Source organism: Bacillus sp. 3255, assembly GCF_031456485.1.
Classification (GTDB): Bacteria; Bacillota; Bacilli; order Paenibacillales; family NBRC-103111; genus Paenibacillus_E.
The window spans coordinates 125785-144693 of record NZ_JAVDUS010000001.1 but is presented as its reverse complement, the minus strand read 5'-3'; the positions used below and the strand labels follow the sequence as shown (position 1 = coordinate 144693).

Genomic DNA, 18909 nt, shown 5'->3' with positions numbered 1-18909 from the left:
ATCACCTCTGTCTACTAGTATAACATATTTCATATTTTTAACAGAAATTCAGATAGAATTCGCTGTTTTTCGATACTCGTTAGGCGTGATGCCCTCCAGTTTTTTGAAAACTTTGCTGAAATATTTCTCATCCTGATAGCCGACCATCTCCGCGACCTGGGAAATCCGCAAATGCGGATTGCGCAGCAGCACCTTCGCTTTGCTCATGCGAATTTGGCCCAAATAATCCGAGAGGTTCACCGCGAATTCCTGCTTGAACTTGCGGGAGATATATTCCCGGCTCAGGAAGAACCGGGAGGCGATGTCCTGCAGCGTGACATCTTCGTGGTAATGCTTCTGAAGATATTCGGCGATTTCGAAAATCACATTCTTATCTTTCTGCTGATTCTCCAAGAGCAGCTTGGACATATGCACGATGCTGCGGGTAAGCTCCTGCTGCCATTGAGACAGGGATAGGAGGCCGTTCTCGTCCAGCGGAACAATGACCCCGGCAGACTCGGAGGCCAGCATCGTCTTCACTTCATCCTCGCTGATGCCGGAGAAGAATTGCTGTACCCAGCGGCGCTTCATCACGCTGTACTCCCGCCACCAATGGTCGAGCTGTTCCAATGTAATGATGTCCCGCTGCTTGACCGCGTCCATCCATTGCTGCACGGCCTCCTCGATCTGCTCGCTGCTGCCGCTGCGGATGGCCAGATTGATCTTCTCCTCGAACTGGGTGAAGGTGAGCGCCGTCTGCGGCGGTTTGGGCGAATTCTGCAGGCTGTGGATCCACGTTGTCTTAACTTTCAGGTTCCGTTTGCGCAGTGCGTCGCGCGCCTCTTGGTACGATAAGCCGATTTCGCCAGGAAACCGATGAGACCGGCCGATACCGAAATCAACGCGGGTGTGCAGCGCCGTTCGCATGCCTTCGTTAATTTTCTCCAGAAAGGCTTCGGCGCCGTCCAGCTCTCTCCACAGCAGCAAGACGATTTCGTTATCGCTTTGCCAATGGCGGAATGCATACCCGCGTCTCTCGTGCGTCAGAAACTCATTGCAAATATTAATGAGAGAGAAAAAAAGCAAATCCATGTTTTGACTGAATTTATTTTTCACGCTGCGTTCCATGGTATCCATGGAAAGAATGGCAACGCGGCAAACGTTCACGTCCCGCGTCAAGCTCAGCTCCCGCTCGAGCTGCTCGGCGGCGCTCTCATAAGCGGACGGCTCGGCGATGAGCCCGGACAGCAGCTTATCCCAATACATCGGTTTAATTTGATTCATTTCGATATTCAACTCGCGGTTCGTCTGCCGCGTCTCTTCTTCCTTCCGCCACGCCTCAATCGCTTTCTCCAGCGCTTCGTTCAGCTGATCCGGGTCGATCGGCTTCAGGATGTAGTCGGTCCCCCCGTACTTCAGCGTGTGGCGCAGCAGCGAGAAATCGTCATGCCCGCTGATGACGATCGTCTTCGCGTCCGGCTCGTTGGCATGCAGCCATTCCAGCAGCTTCACACCGTTCATGACCGGCATCATCATGTCGGTCATAATAATTTCCGGGTGATGCTGGCGGACCATTGCGGCGGCGGATTCGCCGTCAGGCGCTTCCAGAATCGTATCGATGCCGTGCTGCTCCCAATTGACGAGCAGCCGGATGGCGTCGCGAACATGTTTCTCATCATCGACAAGTAATACTTTCATTAGATAGCTCCCTTTTACATCGGTATGTGGATGATGATCCTTAGACCTTGGGGCTTGGCGTGTTCAATATCAAGAGTCGCATCATCGGTGAAATATAGTTTGATTCTGGTTAATACGTTGCTTAGCCCGATACAGTTTTCTTCGCCGGTTGAAGGCGAGCTCAGCCTGTTGCGGATTTCGCGCAGCCGCTCCTCCGTAACGCCCGAGCCGTTGTCTTCAACGACAAGCCGCAGATAGTCATAGCGCCCATCCGTTTGCTTGGAGGCTTCAATGTGCAGCAGCCCGATTTCGTCGGCGCCCGGTTTGAAGCCGTGTTTGAAATAGTTTTCGACGAGCGGCTGCAGGATCATTTTGGGTACGGCGATCGTTTTGGTGCCTTCTTCGACATCATAAGCGATCTGGAATTGGTGCTCGAAGCGCTGCTTCTGGAGCTCCAGGTACGCTTTAATATGGTCAAGCTCCTTGCCAAGCGGAACGACGGATTCGTTCGTATTCATGCTGTAATGCATCATTTTGGCGAGGGAAGCGATAAGTGCATACACCTTGGGGGCATCATGCTGCAAAGCGAGTGTGCCGATCGATTGCAGCGCATTATTCAGAAAATGGGGATTGATCTGAGCTTGCAGCGCCATCAATTGATTGGACTTGTTGGCGAGCTCCAGCCGGTATTCGCGCATGACCATTTGATTCAGATCCTGCATCAAGCCGTGGAAGCGATTGGCCAGTATGCCCATCTCGTCGGTACGGGTCAGCTCGATATCCTTGTCCATAGCTCCCAGCTGCACCTGACCGGCTTGAATGCGGGAGATGTAGCGGATAAGCTGCTTGATCGGTTCCGTAAATTTAATGGAAATATAGACTGTTCCGCCGATGACGATCAGCATGAAGAACGTCAGTACCAGCGAGTTGATCAGCGCCAGCTGTTTGGCGTTTTGGGTCAGCTGCTCGTAAGGCAGACGTTTGACGATCGTCCAGTTCACATAGTCAGTTTTCATTTTTTCATAAACATTTATGCCGGCGTAAGGCCCTTTGTTCCATTCGTAGGAGCCTCTGTCCGACGTGCTGCGGATGGCTTCGTCGCCCCAGCTGCCATCCAGCAGCTGCCCCCATTTGGCCGGATCCGGACCGAACACGATGCATCCTTTTTCATCCAAAATGTAAAGCTCTTCCTCATCGTGCGTGTACAGGCTCTGCGAGATTTCGGATATCAAATCGAGATGAAGATCGATAATAAGCTCTCCGATGGAGGTGTTATTCGGCGAGTACATCAGCTTGCGATGCATAGACAGGACCGGTGTTGGTGCAGAATACACGTTAATTGGAATATTGTAATTGTGGCTGAGATGGGTCGTTTCGAAATAAACGGTTTTATCTTCCGGGAAAGGGGGCAGGGATTCATATTTGCCGATCTTGCTTCCTTGGAAATCATTGCTGGATACGAAAGACCGGTCGCTCACGGAAGCATATAAGTAAACCTGCTTGAACTCTTTCACGGCGTGGGACATGACTTGCAAACCGCTTTTGATCACTTTGTCGCTCATATAGTCAATTTCCCGGTCGCGTTCCAAAATATCGTATAATTGTCCGAGCTCAGACAAATGCTGTCCTGTATAGATGGTCGTAGAAGCTTGGACGACTCCGTTTAAATAGTTTAATATATTGAGTTTCGCTTGGGAGATGAGGGCTGAATTGTTCGTTATGGTGTCTTCGGTGACTTTTTCCTTCGTGAATATATAGGAGACGACGATTGAGGTAATGAATGGGACGAGAGTGGCGATCAGCAAAAAAAGGATAAGCTTGTTGCGCATACTATGACGGAACATGTCGAATCAACTCGGTTTCTTCGTGGACTTTTCACCCTATATTGTAGCAGTAGAGGTCAACAAATTCCACCTAATGCATCACGATAATCTGTGTTTCACGAGGTTAAAGGTATTTATACTAAAGGTTATAGTTACCTAATCGTAAGGGGGAAATTCCCATGAAACAGCGCAAGGGGTTATCAGGACTATTACAGCAATGGGTGTTCGTCGGACCTGCGGTCATCTTTTTCGCACTCATTGTGGTAGTACCTTTTCTCATGAGCATTTACTATTCATTCACGGAATGGAACGGTGTGACGACCAACGTTAAGTTCAACGGTTTGGACAATTTCAAGCACCTTCTGTTCGAGGACAAAGATTATCGCAACGCCTTCTGGTTCACGACACGGATTACCGTTACGGATGTGGTTCTGACGAACCTGATCGGATTCTTGCTGGCTCTGCTGCTGACGCAAGCGCTCAAAACGAGAAACGTGCTCCGTACCATCTTCTTCATGCCGAACGTTATCGGCGGCTTGCTGCTAGGTTTTATTTGGCAGTTTATCTTCGTCAAAGGCTTTGCGACGCTCGGCGAAATTACGAACATCGGCTTCTTCCAACTGCCTTGGCTGGGAGATGCTCCTACCGCCTTCTGGGCGATCGCGATCGTGAGCATTTGGCAAGGTGCCGGCTACTTGATGATCATCTATATTGCAGCGCTGTCCAACGTGCCGAAGGATATGGTGGAAGCGGCTTACATCGACGGTGCGACCCGGTTCCAAGTACTTAAGAACATCATTGTGCCGCTGATCATGCCGGCCGTTACCGTTTGTTTGTTCCTGACGATCTCCTGGAACTTCAAAATGTTCGATTTGAACTTCTCCTTGACCAAAGGGGGACCCTTCAACTCGACGGAATCGGTATCCATCAATATTTATCAAGAAGCGTTCCGGAACAATAACTATGGCTTAGGAACAGCGAAAGCATTAGTCTTCTTCATCGTCGTGGCCATTATTTCGACCATCCAAGTCATGTATACGAAACGCAAGGAGGTTGAAGTGTAATGGATGCAGTTAAAAAATATTCAGGACGCCTATTCACCTTGGAGGTGCTCGGCATCCTGGTGGGACTTCTGTTCCTGGTGCCGTTCTATTTCGTCATTGTCAACTCGCTGAAGTCATTCCCGGAGCTTGCCGCCAGCACGGCGAAGCTTCCTGAGAGCCTCTATTTGGATAATTACAAAAAAGTATGGACGATCATGAAGTTCCCAAGTGCCTTCATGAACTCTTTGATCATTACGGTACTTAGTAATGTAGGTTTGGTCGTCATCTCCTCCATGGCGTCATACCGCATGCTGCGCAGACCGAGCAAATTCAACAATCTGGTGTTCCTGGCTTTCGTAGCCGCCATGGTCATTCCGTTTCAATCCATCATGATTCCGCTCGTGCGTGTTGCCGGTCAGGTGGGGCTCATGGACAGCAGATGGGGTCTTATCGTTTGTTATTTCGGCTTCGGCGTTTCGCTGAATGTGTTCTTGTACCACGGATTTATCAAATCCATTCCGCTGGAGATCGAGGAATCCGCAACCGTGGACGGCTGTTCGCCTTATGGCGTGTTCTGGCGCATCGTCTTTCCGCTGCTCAAGCCGATGTCCACGACGATCGTTATTCTGAACAGTTTATGGATCTGGAACGATTATTTGCTGCCGTCACTCGTGTTAAACAACCCGGAATTGCGAACAATACCCTTAGCGACATTTTCTTTCTTCGGTCAATATACGAAGCAGTGGGATTTGGCTCTGGCCGGTCTGACGCTGGGTGTGCTGCCGATCGTCATTTTCTTCTTGGCCATGCAGAAGCATATTGTGGAAGGAATCACAGCCGGTTCCGTAAAAGGGTGACAATTTTGCTAAGATGTTCAAAATCTTCCACCTTTGTGTTCAATATTCTCTGTGTTGTGGGTTTAAGAAAGTGTTTACAATAAACCATGTAAGCTGATGACGAGGGGATGAAATCCCGGACATCAGGGTAAGCTGAGTAAACAAAAAAAGGGAGGCTTTACCTCAATGAAAAAATTAACGATGATCAGTATGGCTGCCGTACTCTCACTATCCGTAGTGGCAGCTGGCTGCGCGAAAAAACAAGAGACACCTGCGCCAGCCGCTTCACCGGGAGCAGCTGCATCTGCAGCTCCGGCAGCAGGCAAACCGGTTACGATTAAAATGTTCCAATTTAAAGTAGAAATTGCTGACCAATTGGGTAAATTGATCGCTGAATATCAGAAGCTGAACCCTAACGTGAAAATTCAGGTTGACACGGTAGGCGGCGGCGCAGACTATGGCGCGGCATTGCTGGCGAAGTTCAACTCCGGCGACAAACCGGACATTTTCAACAACGGCGGTTTCTCCGACCTTGACAAGTGGATTGAGAACCTGGAGGATCTCTCCGATCAACCATGGGTGAATGACCTTGTGGATGTCGCGAAAGAGCCTATGACCAAAAATGGCAAGCTGTACGGCCAACCGCTGAACTTGGAAGGCTACGGTTTCATTTACAACAAAGATCTGTTCGCACAAGCCGGCATCACTGAGCTGCCAAAAACGATAACACAGCTCGAAGACGCGGCGAAAAAGCTGCAAGCTAAAGGCATTACGCCTTTCGAGAACGGCTATGGCGAGTGGTGGGTACTGGGTAACCACTTCGTAAACCTTCCGTTCGCTTATCAGAAAGATCCGAACGCGTTCATCGACGGCCTGAACAAAGGTACGGCCAAAATTCCTGGCAACGAGCAGTTCAACCAATGGTCCAAACTGTTTGATCTGACTTTGCAGTACGGCAACAAAAACCCGCTGCAAACGGACTACAATACGCAAGTAACGGACTTCTCGACAGGCAAAGCGGCCATGACACAGCAAGGGAACTGGACGCAAGTTCAAATCTCCAAAACGAACCCGAACATCAAAATCGGCTTCCTGCCGATGCCGATCAGCGATGACGCGGCAGCGAACGACAAATTGTTCGTAGGCGTTCCGAACAACTGGGTTATTAACAAAAACTCCGCTGTGAAAGACGAAGCGAAGAAATTCCTGAACTGGATGGTTACATCCGATGTAGGTAAAAAGTACATTACGGAAGAATTCAAATTCATTCCGGCTTTCAAATCGATTCCTGCTGATGAGAAAGTACTCGGACCTTTGGCGGCAGACATTATCTCCTACTCCAAAGCCGGTAAAACACTGAGCTGGAACTGGTTCAAATTCCCTGGCGGCGAAGCTTCCTCCAAGAAATTCGGCGATATTATGCAAGGTTATGTCGCGAAGAAGTACACGAAGGACCAAATGCTTGAGGAATTCCAGAAAACATGGGAGAGCCTGAAGAAGTAATACCCTATTCGGTTGTAATAAAGCCTCAGCGCCTAAGCTGAGGCTTTTTGCCGTTTAACAGAAGGTTGGCGGGCTGTTACAATAGGAAGAACTGGGGAGCGGGGGGCTACGATGATCGTTAGAATTAGAACTTGGCTGCAGAGCAGAGGAACTACGCTGCCAATAGAGAAAAAGCTGTCTCGCGAGGCTGTCATTTCGCTTATTATTCATTCAACTTTTCAATTCGGGGCATCGATGTCCGGCGTATTCTTGAACTTATACTTGTGGCGGTTAACGCACAGTGTAGCTGTCAACGGTACATACAACTTGATCGTCTATTTGCTTACACCGATCGGCTTCGCGCTCGGGGGATGGATGATCAAGAAGAAAGACCGAATGGTGTCTTATCGACTGGGCATTATGCTGATCGGTTTATTTTATTTAAGCGTGATCATTGCGCAAGATGCGTTGGTTGAATATTATGTCGCCTTCGCTATCTTCAACGGACTGGCGGCCGCCTTCTATTGGGTGGGGTACTTAACGCTCATGTACGACGTATCCACCGAGCAGAACCGGATCCGCTATCTGGCCTTCAACATGATCTTCTTCACGGCCGCTACTCTTGCCGGGCCTGCGCTTGCCGGTTTCATCATTCGTCTGCAGGAAGGGCTTAGCGGTTATACGATCGTCTTCTCGATTGCGTTCTGCATGTTCTTGCTTGCCGCGTTCATTTCCATGAAAATTAAAGCATCCGGCGGACATCACCGAGTTTATTATCTAAAGCTGACTGGGCTTATCATGAAGAAAGAGCGCGACTGGTTCAAGGCGCTGCTCGGCTTCCTCGGAATGGGTCTGCTCCAAGGCACAATGCTGTTCCTGCCGAACATTCTTTTATTCAAAGTCATGCCGCGGGAAGATATCGTCGGTTACTTGGGGGTGCTCTACTCCTCACTCAGCATCGTAATGGGAATATTCATCTCCAAATATGCCGATAGCAGCAAATCCCGTCTCTATTTGACGATATCCACGGTTGGTTATCTGGTCGGCGTTTCCTTCTTGCTGGGAAGCATTACGGTTTGGACGGTTGTTGGCTTCATGATTCTATACTCGATCTTCTCGCCGCTGCAAGGGAATACGATGACGGGGTACTATTATGGACTTATCGCCAAACTGCCGCTCAAAGGGGAACTGAAGGTGGAAAGCATGGTCGTCCGCGAAACATTTCTTAATTTGGGCCGGGTTGTTTCAATCTTCTGCCTGATTACTTTCGCGAACGATTTGGACGGCGGTATGATTCCGTGGATTCTCATGATCGGTTCTCTGACGCAGCTTGCGTGCGTATGGTCAATCAAGAATCGGTAGTAATTGGAGCATGAAAGCGCCCTAACCCGGTTATCCTAAAGTGATACACGATAGGAGAAGAGGGACCTGAGCGCTATGAAACAGTATGACAGTGTGATCGTAGGCGGAGGAATCGCCGGGCTGCAAGCAGCCATTCAGCTTGGCCGGTACGAACATCGCGTACTCGTGATCGACGCCGGCTACGGCCGTTCAACCTTATGCAAGAGCTATCATAATCTGCTGGGCTGGCCGGATGGCGTTTCCGGAGAGGAGCTGCGCCGGTTAGGCAGGATGCAAGCGGAGAAGCTGGGTGTCACCTTCGTTAAAGACGAAGTCGTACAAGCTGTGAACAAAGGAAAGCCGGGAGACGGCTTCGAGCTGTGGGGGAAATCGGGACAAGGCTATGAAGCCCCGACCTTGCTGCTGGCGACAGGGTTAATGGACCGCATGCCGGAAATACCGGGGCTTAAGCCGTGTCTGGGATTAACGATCTATGTATGTCCGGATTGCGACGGTTATGAGGTGCGCGGCCGTAAGACGATCGTTCTGGGTTCCGGCGATGCCGGAGCGGCGATGGCGCTCAAGCTTCGTATCCGGACCGATGATCTGACCTATCTGAATCATGGGCAATGTGCGGTAAGAATGCATATGATGGACGAGCTCAAGAGCCAAGGTATTGCTTATATGGCGGACGATATTCAAGAGGTTCTGCAGGAGAATGGCCAATTCGGCGGCGTCATGACGGCAAGCGGCAAACGGATCGAGGCGGAGCGCGGTTTCATCGCTTTCGGCGGCAATGAAGTGAAATCCGATCTGGCCCGTCAATTAGGCGCGGAGCGGATGGAGAACAGGCACATTGTGACGGATCCCCGTTCCAAAATGACGAGCGTGCCCTTCGTCTGGGCAGCCGGCGATGTCGGCGTCCACGCGGAGCAGGTGACCATCGCCATGGGTGAAGGCGCGCAGGCGGCCATTTGGATGAACAAGGTGCTGCTGATGCTCAAGGAAGAAGCGAACGCCGGCCGGGTGTACGTTCGCTCTTAAAGGTCCGCTATCGGCGTCTCTGTGGAAGCGAAGGCGGCCGTTACATGCGCGTACTCGGCCAGAGCTTTCTCGCCGAGCGGCGTAATATAGTAAATGCCGCGGCTCTGGCGGACGAACCAGCGGTAATAGTTCTTCTGAAGCAGACCGCTGACGGCCGGGTTGTTCGTCAGCTCGCGCAGCTTGCGCGGACTGAGCGGCCCCTGCTCGCGCATCAGATATGCGCAGTGCAGCGATTTCTCGCGGTAAGCGGTCATCAGCTTCATCTGGCTGCTGCCCCCGACGTTGTAGTCGCCGCTGCGTTCGTGAAATTCGTTCACGACCTTCAGGGCGGCTCTTTTGTTATGACGCAGCATATAAGGCGTAGGCTCGCAGACGAGATCGACTGCGGGCTTTTTGCGTTTGTAGAATTGAACGGTCAGGACGCCTAGGCCGAGCATGCGGCACAGCCTGCGGATGTCCTCCCATTGCAGCCGGTGGGGGGCTTTGCCTTTATTGGGCAGCTCGAAAGCGACGTATACCTGGTCCGTCAGACGCAGGCGGTCGATCGCTTGAACAAGCAGGGGGATATTGAAGCTTCTCTTCAGTTCTACGACGATAGGCGGCTCATCCCCGCGAATGGCTACGAGATCGCAATGCTTGACCTCTCCCCGAACGGCGTAGCCTTGGCTTTCGAAATATTGTTTGATCGGAGCGTACAGCTCCGTTTCGCTGTTAATCGGCACGTGAATATTCTCCTCCTACTTGCTTATGAAGGCAGTCAGAATGTGTATCATTATAGCACAGGTTTTGCTAGAATAGGGGAAGAAGTAGTTGTACGTACATGTTAGCGCAGATGAGCCATTCGTCTGAACAAGTGCGAAGTCCTATGGCCGCATGGGAGACGAGCAGCACGGTGAGACAAAGATGAAGAGCAGTTTGACTGAGCGGGGTTCCAAGATGGCGGAGTAAGCGGCTTATGTCTTGAATCGATAGGAGCGGGGGATGTTGGAATGAGTGACATTTTGAAAAAGTGGCTGGGCCGCAAGATCGATTGCGAATGCGGACAGCGGCATGAAATCGGCATTAAACACATCAGCGTCGAGCGGGGGGCGATGGGACTTGTTGCCGGTTATGTGCGGGAGGCCGGCTACGGCGAAGTGACGCTGGTTGCGGATGAGAAAACGTACCGGGCAGCGGGGGCCGACCTGCGCGAGAAGCTGGAAGCGGCGCAGGTCCGAGTCAGCATCTGCGTGATCCGGGAGAACGCGATGGGCGAAGTGGCGGCCGACGAGGAGGCGGTCGTCCAGCTGATGCTGGACACGCCGCTGACATCGGAGGCTTTGATTGCCGTGGGGGCCGGCACCCTCCACGATATCGTGCGCTTCGTCAGCCACCGGACGAAGCGGCCGTTTCTCTCCGTGCCGACGGCACCGTCGGTCGACGGCTTCGCCTCGGTCGGCGCGCCGCTCATCGTGCGCGGCTTCAAGATGACGATTCCGGCAATCGCCCCGGAAGCGATCTTCGCCGATCTTGCGCTGCTGGCGGATGCGCCGCAGGCGATGATTGCCGCCGGCTTCGGCGACATGCTCGGCAAGCACACTTCGCTAGCCGACTGGTCGCTGGGCCGGGTGCTGCTTGACGAGCACTACTGCGGGCTGAGCGCGCAGTTGACGCTGGAAGCCGTGGAGCTGTGCACGGCTCACTTGGACGAGATCGCGGCGCGCACCGAGCTCGGCATGTTGAAACTGATGGAAGGCCTGCTGCTGTCCGGCCTTTCCATGCTCTTGGTCGGCCATTCCCGGCCGGCCTCCGGGGCGGAGCACCATCTCTCCCATTATTGGGAGATGGTGCTTCTGCAGCAGCGCCGCCGGGCGCTGCTGCACGGCGCGAAGGTCGGCGTTGCGACCGTGATGATGGCCCAGCGCTACGCAGCGCTGGGCGGTATCACGGCCGACGAGGCCGCCGCGCGCCTAGCGCACAGCCAGGCCCCGAGCCGGCAGACGGATGAGCAGCGCATCCGCAGCGCCTATGGGGCCATGGCGGAGCAGGTCATCGCCGAGAATTTCCCGGCGGATGGGGGAGCCGGCGATGCGGCGGCGCTGAAGGCGCGCATCGCGGAGAAGTGGGGCGATGTGCAGCGCATCGCCCGTGCGGTCCCGGCGCCCGAGCAGCTGAGCGCGTGGCTCGGGGCTGTGCGGGGACCGCTGACGCCGGAGCAGCTCGGCGTGGAGCCGGAGCTGGTGGAGGCGTCGCTGCAGGATGCGCTGTTCGTCCGCAACCGGTTCACGGTTTTGCGTCTGTGGCGGCTGCTGACGGTGTGATCGGTGGCTGAGCTCAGCACCGGGGGGTTGACTTTGGTTGTTGCTGCCTGAACCGGATTTTAACGGACACCACGGCCCTTATTTAGACAGATAGGGCTCAATTTCGAACCTAACGGACACCAGTGCCGTTATTGCCCTATTTTGCAGCGGTTATATAGGTGTGAAGGTGGAATAGAGTCACTGGAGTCCGTTAGAATGGATAAACTCGGCCAGATGACCGAATAACGGCTGCTGTGTCCGTTAGCTGCCGGAGAAGACAGCAGTTGAAGCACGCTCGCATGGGGAAGATTCGGTTGCAGGTCCTGAGGCATAGCCTTGGGATTTTTTTTTGTGAAAAAATGCAATCGTATCATAAAAAAACTGCATGCGGATTCTAAGGCGTTCGGTCTATGATTAAACCATTGCATATACTTGCCCCGCAAGGGAAGTCCTTGATGCAGCTCACGCTTTATCGGGAGGAAGGCTACTGAAAGCTATATTTTATCAGGCAATGATGCTGCGAGGAGGGTTTGTACGTGAAAGCAATTTTGGTTGGGTTAGGCTCTGCAGGGTACGGCTGGTACAAGCGACTGCGGAATCAAGGTTTATTGGCGGCTGTCGTGGAGGTAGACCCGGCGATGAAGGAGAAGATGCAAGATGATCCGTACCCCTTTTACACGTCGCTGGAAGAGGCTCTGGGGCAGGTGCAGGCGGATTTCCTTGTCAATGTTACTTCGCCGTTGATGCATACGACGGTGAATCATGCGGCATTCGACCATGGGTTGGCCGTCTTGTGCGAGAAGCCGATTTCCTTCGATTATCAGGAGTCTCAAGAGGTTGTTGCGAGGGCGGCAAGGGAGCGGCTCCCTTTTATGATCGCCGAGAATTACAGGAGAATGCCGTATATCCGCAAAGTAAAGCGGCTTCTGGACGAAGGGGTTATCGGCACCTTGTCTTCCATGGATGTACAGTTCTACAGATACCACCATGTACAGCGGAAATATACCGTCAGCATCCTTGATGATATCGGTGTTCACCATTTTGATATGCTTCGTTATTTTAGCGGTTGTGAAGGGCGCACTGTACAAGCCAAGCTGTACAATCCGGTTAATGCTTGGCAGGAGGAAGGGGCGATCATTAATGCCTACGCATTTCTTGAAATGGAAAACGGCGTCACAGCTTCCTATCAGGCTTCCATTTCGGCAAGAGGGACGGAAACGCCTTGGAGCGGGAACTGGAGAATTGAAGGCACCGAGGGAGCGATAGAAGTTGTGGATATGGAGATCCGCGTCATTCGAAGCGGAGAGGTACAATTGATTGAAGATTACAGCGGTGTGGAGGTAACGGACACTTTGGCCGAATTTCTGGCCTCCCTGCGAGAGGGACGCGAAGCGGAAACAAGCGGCAGAGATTATTTGAAAACGCAGGCACTCGTGCATTATGCCAAGCTGGCCAGTGAGTCCGGTCAAACTCAAAGGATTCAAGTGCCAACTACTTAGACGAATGGAGACTGAAGCATGAACATCGCCAATTGGGAACAGTGTGCGCCGGGGATCTGGCGCTTGATGATCAAACAGCCTCAGGGGATCACTCCCCTCTCGTGGATGGGCGTCTCACCTAACACGGAAGTCCTGCAGCAAATGCCGGAAGTGCAGCCGCCCTTTGCCTGGGACAGCATTCAGCTGGAAGAAGCAGTCGGAAGTCTTATTCTGTCGTTACCGCTGAACCGAACAGAAAAGCTCTATGGTACAGGCCTTCAGCTCATGCGGATGAATCAGCGGGGAAGAACCCGTTATCTGCGCGTGAACAGCGATCCGAAGCAGGATACCGGCGAAACGCATGCGCCCGTACCCTTCTATGTGAGCGATCGGGGGTACGGTGTATGGGTGGACACTTCCCGCATCGTGACGATGTATTGCGGCTCCAGCTTGAAGCGGGAGGATACGCGGAGCGAGGACGTGCGCGATCGCAATACGGATCGGGCGTGGAAAGCGACGCCGATCGCCTCCCGGGTGGAAATCCGCTTGCCCGCTGAGGGCGCAGCGGTCTATGTGTTTGGAGGCCCCACCCTTGCCGATACGGTGGCTAGGTATAATTTGTTTTGCGGCGGCGGCGTACTGCCTCCCAAGTGGGGGCTCGGCTTCTGGCACCGCGTCCCGACGCTGTATAGCGACCAGCAAGTGTTGGAAGAAGCCGGGCAGTTCCGCCATCGCGGCATCCCATGCGACGTTATCGGACTGGAACCGGGCTGGCACAGCCGCAGCTACCCAGTCACCTATGAATGGGAGATGAGCAGGTTTCCCAATCCCGAAGGCTTCGTGAAGCAGCTGGGGGATCAAGGCTTCCGCGTCAACCTCTGGGAGCACCCGTACGTCTCGCCTGAGAGTGAATTGTTCGCCGCGCTGCAGCCGCTTTCGGGGAGTCATACGGTATGGGGCGGGCTTGCCCCGGATTATTCCTTGCCGGAGGCGGCGGAACGCTATAAGAGGCAGCACGACGATCAACACGTCGGTATCGGGGTGTCGGGATACAAGCTGGACGAATGCGACGGCAGCGAGTTGACCCATCATTCCTGGATGTTCCCGGCACATGCCCGATTCCCTTCCGGCTTGGACGGCGAACAGATGAGACAAATGTATGGACTGATGTTTCAGAAAATGACGGCAGATCTGTTCCGCAGCCGAAACCGCAGAACATATGGGCTGGTTCGTGCTTCGAATGCGGCCGCTTCTACGATGCCGTATGTGCTTTACTCCGATTTGTACGATCACAAGCAATTCATCCGGGCGCTGTGCAGCTCTTCCTTCAGCGGCCTGCTGTGGACGCCGGAGGTTCGCCGGGCGAGGAATGCCGAAGATTGGGTTCGCCGCATGCAGACCGTATGCCTCTCTCCGCTGGCGATGCTGAATGCTTGGGGAGACGGCACCAAGCCGTGGTCGTTCCCGGAAGTGGAAGCGATTGTCCGGCATTACATCAAGCTGCGCATGAGGCTGCTGCCTTATCTATACACGGCCTTTGCCGTGTACCGGGAGAGGGGGTTTCCGCCTTTCCGGGCGTTGCCTTTCGTCATGTCGCCGGCGGAAATTGCTGCGGCTGAGGCAAGCGGCGCCAATGACGAGATCCAGCAGCTGAACACCACCGACGCAGCTTACGGCAAGAAGGCTGTGAAAGAATGGGACGATCAGTACATGATCGGCGACTCGCTGCTGGCCGCTCCGCTGGTCGAGGGCGAGACGGAACGCGAGGTGCTGCTGCCGGCCGGCATCTGGTATGGGCTGGAGACCGGAGAACGGTATACGGGCGGCAGCGTCATTCGCGTTCAGGCCGGCTTGGATACCATGCCTATTTTTGTGAAAAGCGGATCCGTTATTCCGATGATGGCTGCTCTGCCGCACGTTCCGGCATCGGGGACCTTCGGCGAGATCGAGCTCGTGCATTTCGGCGATGAGCCCGGTACAGGACTGCTCTATGAGGACGATGGAACGTCCTTCGAGTATGAGAAGGGAGTATGCAGCTGGTGGAAGGCGGTGGTTACGCAAGACGGAGACGGCCGATATGCCGGTACGATCGAGGGGAATCCGAATTCAGCAGTATCGCTGCCGCCCATCGTGTGGAGATACGGGCAATGCAAACTCGTATAGAGCGACCCCCATACTCTGAAAGCCGCTCTGGAGCTTATTCGGGTATCGGAGCCGGATGCCGGCAATGCTTGAAGACAAGCGGCGGACAATCTGCCGTTGAGTACCCGGCGGAAGCGGGCAAGATGGATTTGCTGACTTATGAAAACTCATTCTCATAAAAATTTCGGGCAAGTTCTCTTCTGTGGGTGCATAGGATTGTAGTACACAATTCACCATCACGAGCTGACCAATATTTGAAGGGGACAGCAGTGAAAGGAGGTACCCATGGACATATTCAAAAGAATTTCGGAGCATCGTACGGAGAAGGAGTCACTTAGCTGGACCGGTACGTTCGCGGAGTACATAGAATTGCTTCGCAAAAATCCTGGACTCGCAAGAACCGCACATTCCAGAGTCTATGATATGATTGCTTCGCAAGGAATCAATGACCAATCCGGCCACAAGTCCTACAAGTTTTTCAACCAAGAAATCTTCGGCCTGGATCGTGCCATTGAGAAATTGGTGGAAGAGTATTTCCACTCCGCTGCCCGTCGATTGGATGTTCGTAAACGGATTTTGCTGCTGATGGGTCCTGTAAGCGGTGGTAAATCCACGATTGTGACGATGTTGAAACGTGGGTTGGAACAGTTTTCCAAAACAGATTTAGGGGCCGTCTACGCGATCAAAGGGTGCCCAATGCACGAGGAGCCGCTTCACCTTATACCGATGGAGCTGCGTCACGAGATTGAGCGGGAGTTGAATGTAAAGATTGAAGGCAGTTTATGTCCTTCCTGCCAAATGCGGCTGAAGACCGACTACAACGGCTGCATTGAGGACGTCTTGGTGGAGCGTGTGTTCGTTTCGGAAGAAGGACGCGTCGGTATCGGGACGTTCTCGCCTTCGGATCCGAAATCTCAGGATATTGCCGACTTGACGGGCAGCATCGATTTCTCGACCATTACCGAGTTCGGTTCGGAGTCCGACCCGCGCGCCTACCGGTTCGACGGGGAGCTGAACAAGGCCAACAGGGGCATCATGGAGTTCCAGGAAATGCTGAAGTGCGACGAGAAGTTCTTATGGAACCTGCTTTCTCTTACCCAAGAGGGGAATTTCAAAGCGGGACGCTTCGCGCTTATTAGCGCCGACGAATTGATCGTCGCCCATACGAACGAAACGGAGTACAAATCCTTCATCGCCAATAAAAAGAATGAAGCGTTACAATCCAGGATGATTGTTATGCCGATTCCGTATAACCTCCGGGTGTCCGATGAAGAGAAGATTTACTATAAGCTCATTGGCCAGAGCGATATGTCCCACATTCATACGGCTCCGCATTCGCTCCGGGTGGCGGCGATCTTCTCCATCCTGACCCGTCTGAAGGAAACGAAGAAACAGGGCATGGATTTGGTCAAAAAAATGCGCATGTACGACGGCGAAGTCGTCGAGGGCTACAAGGAAGCGGATCTGAAGGAGATGCAGAACGAATTCCAGGAAGAAGGAATGAGCGGTATCGATCCGCGGTATGTCATCAACCGGATTTCGAGTGCATTGATCCGGCAGGATCTTCAGTGCATTAACGCGTTGGATGTGCTGCGCGCGCTGAAGGACGGCCTCGATCAGCATCCGTCGATTACGAAGGATGAGCGCGAACGGTTCCTGAACTTCATCTCCGTCGCCCGCAAGGAATACGATGATATCGCGAAGAAAGAAGTGCAGAAAGCGTTCGTTTACTCCTTCGAAGAGTCCGCCAAGACGATTTTCGACAACTATCTCGACAATATTGAAGCGTACTGCAACTGGGGTAAAATCAAGGATCCGCTCACCGGCGAGGAGATGGATCCGGATGAGCGCCTGATGCGTTCCATCGAGGAGCAAATCGGCATTTCCGAGAATGCGAAGAAAGCGTTCCGGGAAGAAATTTTGATCCGCATTTCTTCCTATTCGCGCAAGGGCAAGAAATTCGAATACTCCTCTCACGAGCGTCTGCGTGAAGCGATTGAGAAGAAGCTGTTCGCCGATCTGAAGGATATCGTGAAAATTACGACATCGTCGAAAACGCCGGATGAGAAGCAGCTCAAGAAAATTAACGACGTGACGAAGCAATTGATCGATGAGCACGGGTATTGCCCGGTGTGCGCGAATGAATTGCTGCGGTATGTGGGAAGCTTGCTGAACAGATAAATATCATGCAGACCCGGGGCGGAGGCCTCGGGTCTTTATGCTGTGATACACCGAATCTAGCAAACACTGTTCTATCTTCTTGCAAGGGAGGTGTGAGAAACCATGAAGGGGAACTCCATGAAGAAAATCGGCATTGCTTTCTTGTTTGTTCTTCGGCAGAATGATGGACAAACTTCCTCTTCACAAGCTTTCTGCGCGGATGGCGTACTGTATGTTTTTCAATCTGCTTCTGCTCATGTTTGTACTCATTCTTCGGTTATCCGGAACGCAAGTGAATGAATTCCCGAATGCGTGGGATGTACGGTTTATTGTTGTGACGACGATTATCGTCTTCTTGATCGGGCTATCGGATTTGGTGAAGATTCGTAAGAAATAGATGACATCCTGAGTTAGATTGAAAATGCAAGCTTCAATTTTGTGAACAATAATTGAAGCTTTTTTGTGGTTTCTTGTTGTTGATAAAGGAAATAAATCTGAAAATTCAAAAAATAAATTTATAGGTAAATATGTCGAATTATTGCGGATATTATGTCGGATTAAGTCGAATTAAGTTGTAACTTGTATGATGATGTGTGAAATGGCTCCTTTAAAAATTGTTATAATCAACTTCTTGTAAAATTCATAATAATTTAATCTAAATTTTATTTTATAAAGATTAGATAAAATTGTGCTAAAAATGCCCCTTTCCTTTTTATGGGTGTAGGCAGGTGGGGGGATATGTGCTAAACTTCGAATTGTGACTTTAAACATAGAAAAATGTAATATGGAGTCACAGTTATATATCTTAGTACCTATATTCATGGGATTGAGGGCATTAAATGATTGAAATACATAGTCATATTCTACCGGGTCTGGATGACGGATCTGACGACTTGGAAAACTCCATTTTAATGGCCAAGCAAGCTGTCGTACATGGCATACACTCTGTTATTGCTACTCCGCATCATGAGAACGGCAGATATACAAATGAGTTTGAAATGGTTGAATTGCGCGTCAAATCTTTTCAGGAAGAGCTTCAGAAAAGAGATATACCGCTGCGTATACATGCCGGGCAGGAAATCAGGGTGTACCGGGGATTAATCGAGGATGTTGAAGCCGGGAGAACAGCCACATTAAATGGTTCCCGTTATATGTTGTTGGAATTTCCATCCGGCGGGATATCAGCAGGGACTCATGAGCTTTTGCATGAACTCAGATTAATGAATATTGTTCCTATTATTGCTCATCCGGAGCGTAATCAGGAAATTGCTGAGAATCCAATGAAGCTTCTAGAGCTAATTCAATTAGGGGCCTTGTCGCAAATCACAGCTCATTCCATACTAGGCCATTTTGGCAAATCTATTCAGACTTTATCGCTGGATTTGTGCAGAAACCAGCTTGCTCACTTTGTTTCTTCGGATGCCCATAATACAACGAATCGCGGGTTTGCTCTTGCCGAAGCTTATGAAGTCATGCGTGAAAAGCTGGGGGACACCATGGTGAACACCTTCCAAATTCACGCCAACAGGATCATTCATGACCTACCTATTGAGACACAACCGCCTGTTTGGACGAAACCCAAGTGGTTTCAGTTTTGGAAATCAAAATAAAGAAATTAATTTAAT

Annotated in this window: 14 protein-coding genes; 11 read left to right on the top strand and 3 right to left on the bottom strand. The window is 51.9% G+C overall.

Translation table 11 applies throughout. The features are described 5' to 3' along the window. Nucleotides 1–48: 48 nt before the first annotated feature. Nucleotides 49–1677: a response regulator gene (locus tag J2X61_RS00520; RefSeq protein WP_310185031.1), complete on the bottom strand. Its 1629-nt coding sequence runs from the start codon at nt 1675–1677 to the stop codon at nt 49–51. A 14-nt stretch (nt 1678–1691) separates the two neighbouring features. After that, the gene (locus J2X61_RS00515) at nt 1692–3485 is read right to left on the bottom strand and encodes a cache domain-containing sensor histidine kinase (protein WP_310185029.1); all 1794 of its coding nucleotides are present in this window, start codon (nt 3483–3485) and stop codon (nt 1692–1694) included. A 173-nt stretch (nt 3486–3658) separates the two neighbouring features. Between J2X61_RS00515 and J2X61_RS00510 the strand changes: the two genes are divergently transcribed. The 5 genes from J2X61_RS00510 (at nt 3659) to J2X61_RS00490 (ending at nt 9225) form a co-directional block, all read left to right on the top strand. Continuing rightward, nucleotides 3659–4543: a carbohydrate ABC transporter permease gene (locus tag J2X61_RS00510; protein ID WP_274466543.1), complete on the top strand. Its 885-nt coding sequence runs from the start codon at nt 3659–3661 to the stop codon at nt 4541–4543. Next, the gene (locus J2X61_RS00505; protein ID WP_274466542.1) at nt 4543–5379 is read left to right on the top strand and encodes a carbohydrate ABC transporter permease; all 837 of its coding nucleotides are present in this window, start codon (nt 4543–4545) and stop codon (nt 5377–5379) included. Before J2X61_RS00510 ends, J2X61_RS00505 begins: the two co-directional genes overlap by 1 nt. Nucleotides 5380–5544: 165 nt before the next feature. Next, complete coding sequence (locus J2X61_RS00500) at nt 5545–6861, top strand: ABC transporter substrate-binding protein (RefSeq protein WP_274466541.1); 1317 nt, start codon at nt 5545–5547, stop codon at nt 6859–6861. A gap of 111 nt (nt 6862–6972) precedes the next feature. After that, a complete protein-coding gene (locus tag J2X61_RS00495; protein ID WP_274466540.1) occupies nt 6973–8202 on the top strand; it encodes an MFS transporter in 1230 nt (409 codons plus the stop codon). Between the two features lie 75 nt (nt 8203–8277). Then, nucleotides 8278–9225 carry an NAD(P)/FAD-dependent oxidoreductase gene (locus tag J2X61_RS00490; RefSeq protein WP_274466539.1) on the top strand — a complete coding sequence of 316 codons (948 nt, stop codon included), beginning with the start codon at nt 8278–8280 and terminating at the stop codon, nt 9223–9225. Here the strand turns inward: J2X61_RS00490 and J2X61_RS00485 are convergent. Further along, a complete protein-coding gene (locus tag J2X61_RS00485) occupies nt 9222–9947 on the bottom strand; it encodes a DUF2161 domain-containing phosphodiesterase (RefSeq protein ID WP_310185027.1) in 726 nt (241 codons plus the stop codon). The two genes, J2X61_RS00490 and J2X61_RS00485, sit on opposite strands and share 4 nt — an antisense overlap. Before the next feature lie 267 nt (nt 9948–10214). On the opposite strand from J2X61_RS00485, the gene J2X61_RS00480 reads away from it, so the two are divergent. The 6 genes from J2X61_RS00480 (at nt 10215) to J2X61_RS00455 (ending at nt 18894) form a co-directional block, all read left to right on the top strand. Further along, nucleotides 10215–11525 (top strand): sn-glycerol-1-phosphate dehydrogenase, encoded by a 1311-nt coding sequence (locus J2X61_RS00480; RefSeq protein ID WP_310185026.1) that lies wholly within the window; start codon nt 10215–10217, stop codon nt 11523–11525. 515 nt (nt 11526–12040) lie between these two features. Next, nucleotides 12041–13003 (top strand): Gfo/Idh/MocA family protein, encoded by a 963-nt coding sequence (locus tag J2X61_RS00475; protein WP_274466535.1) that lies wholly within the window; start codon nt 12041–12043, stop codon nt 13001–13003. A gap of 18 nt (nt 13004–13021) precedes the next feature. Further along, complete coding sequence (locus tag J2X61_RS00470; RefSeq protein ID WP_310185023.1) at nt 13022–15145, top strand: TIM-barrel domain-containing protein; 2124 nt, start codon at nt 13022–13024, stop codon at nt 15143–15145. Between the two features lie 264 nt (nt 15146–15409). After that, nucleotides 15410–17305: a PrkA family serine protein kinase gene (locus J2X61_RS00465; RefSeq protein WP_274466533.1), complete on the top strand. Its 1896-nt coding sequence runs from the start codon at nt 15410–15412 to the stop codon at nt 17303–17305. A 160-nt stretch (nt 17306–17465) separates the two neighbouring features. Further along, nucleotides 17466–17681, top strand: coding sequence for a hypothetical protein (locus J2X61_RS00460; RefSeq protein ID WP_310185020.1), 216 nt, complete (start codon nt 17466–17468; stop codon nt 17679–17681). Nucleotides 17682–18123: 442 nt separating this feature from the next. Beyond that, nucleotides 18124–18894 (top strand): tyrosine-protein phosphatase, encoded by a 771-nt coding sequence (locus J2X61_RS00455; protein ID WP_310185019.1) that lies wholly within the window; start codon nt 18124–18126, stop codon nt 18892–18894. Nucleotides 18895–18909 lie beyond the last annotated feature (15 nt).

Bases quoted from the DNA above. Each gene is read 5' to 3' on its own strand.
- J2X61_RS00490 (WP_274466539.1), top strand. From the start codon at position 8,278: ATGAAACAGTATGACAGTGTGATCGTAGGCGGAGGAATCGCCGGGCTG.
- J2X61_RS00470 (WP_310185023.1), top strand. From the start codon at position 13,022: ATGAACATCGCCAATTGGGAACAGTGTGCGCCGGGGATCTGGCGCTTG.
- J2X61_RS00460 (WP_310185020.1), top strand. From the start codon at position 17,466: ATGATGGACAAACTTCCTCTTCACAAGCTTTCTGCGCGGATGGCGTAC.
- J2X61_RS00510 (WP_274466543.1), top strand. From the start codon at position 3,659: ATGAAACAGCGCAAGGGGTTATCAGGACTATTACAGCAATGGGTGTTC.
- J2X61_RS00480 (WP_310185026.1), top strand. From the start codon at position 10,215: ATGAGTGACATTTTGAAAAAGTGGCTGGGCCGCAAGATCGATTGCGAA.
- J2X61_RS00495 (WP_274466540.1), top strand. From the start codon at position 6,973: ATGATCGTTAGAATTAGAACTTGGCTGCAGAGCAGAGGAACTACGCTG.
- J2X61_RS00520 (WP_310185031.1), bottom strand. From the start codon at position 1,677: ATGAAAGTATTACTTGTCGATGATGAGAAACATGTTCGCGACGCCATC.
- J2X61_RS00455 (WP_310185019.1), top strand. From the start codon at position 18,124: ATGATTGAAATACATAGTCATATTCTACCGGGTCTGGATGACGGATCT.
- J2X61_RS00515 (WP_310185029.1), bottom strand. From the start codon at position 3,485: ATGCGCAACAAGCTTATCCTTTTTTTGCTGATCGCCACTCTCGTCCCA.
- J2X61_RS00500 (WP_274466541.1), top strand. From the start codon at position 5,545: ATGAAAAAATTAACGATGATCAGTATGGCTGCCGTACTCTCACTATCC.
- J2X61_RS00465 (WP_274466533.1), top strand. From the start codon at position 15,410: ATGGACATATTCAAAAGAATTTCGGAGCATCGTACGGAGAAGGAGTCA.
- J2X61_RS00505 (WP_274466542.1), top strand. From the start codon at position 4,543: ATGGATGCAGTTAAAAAATATTCAGGACGCCTATTCACCTTGGAGGTG.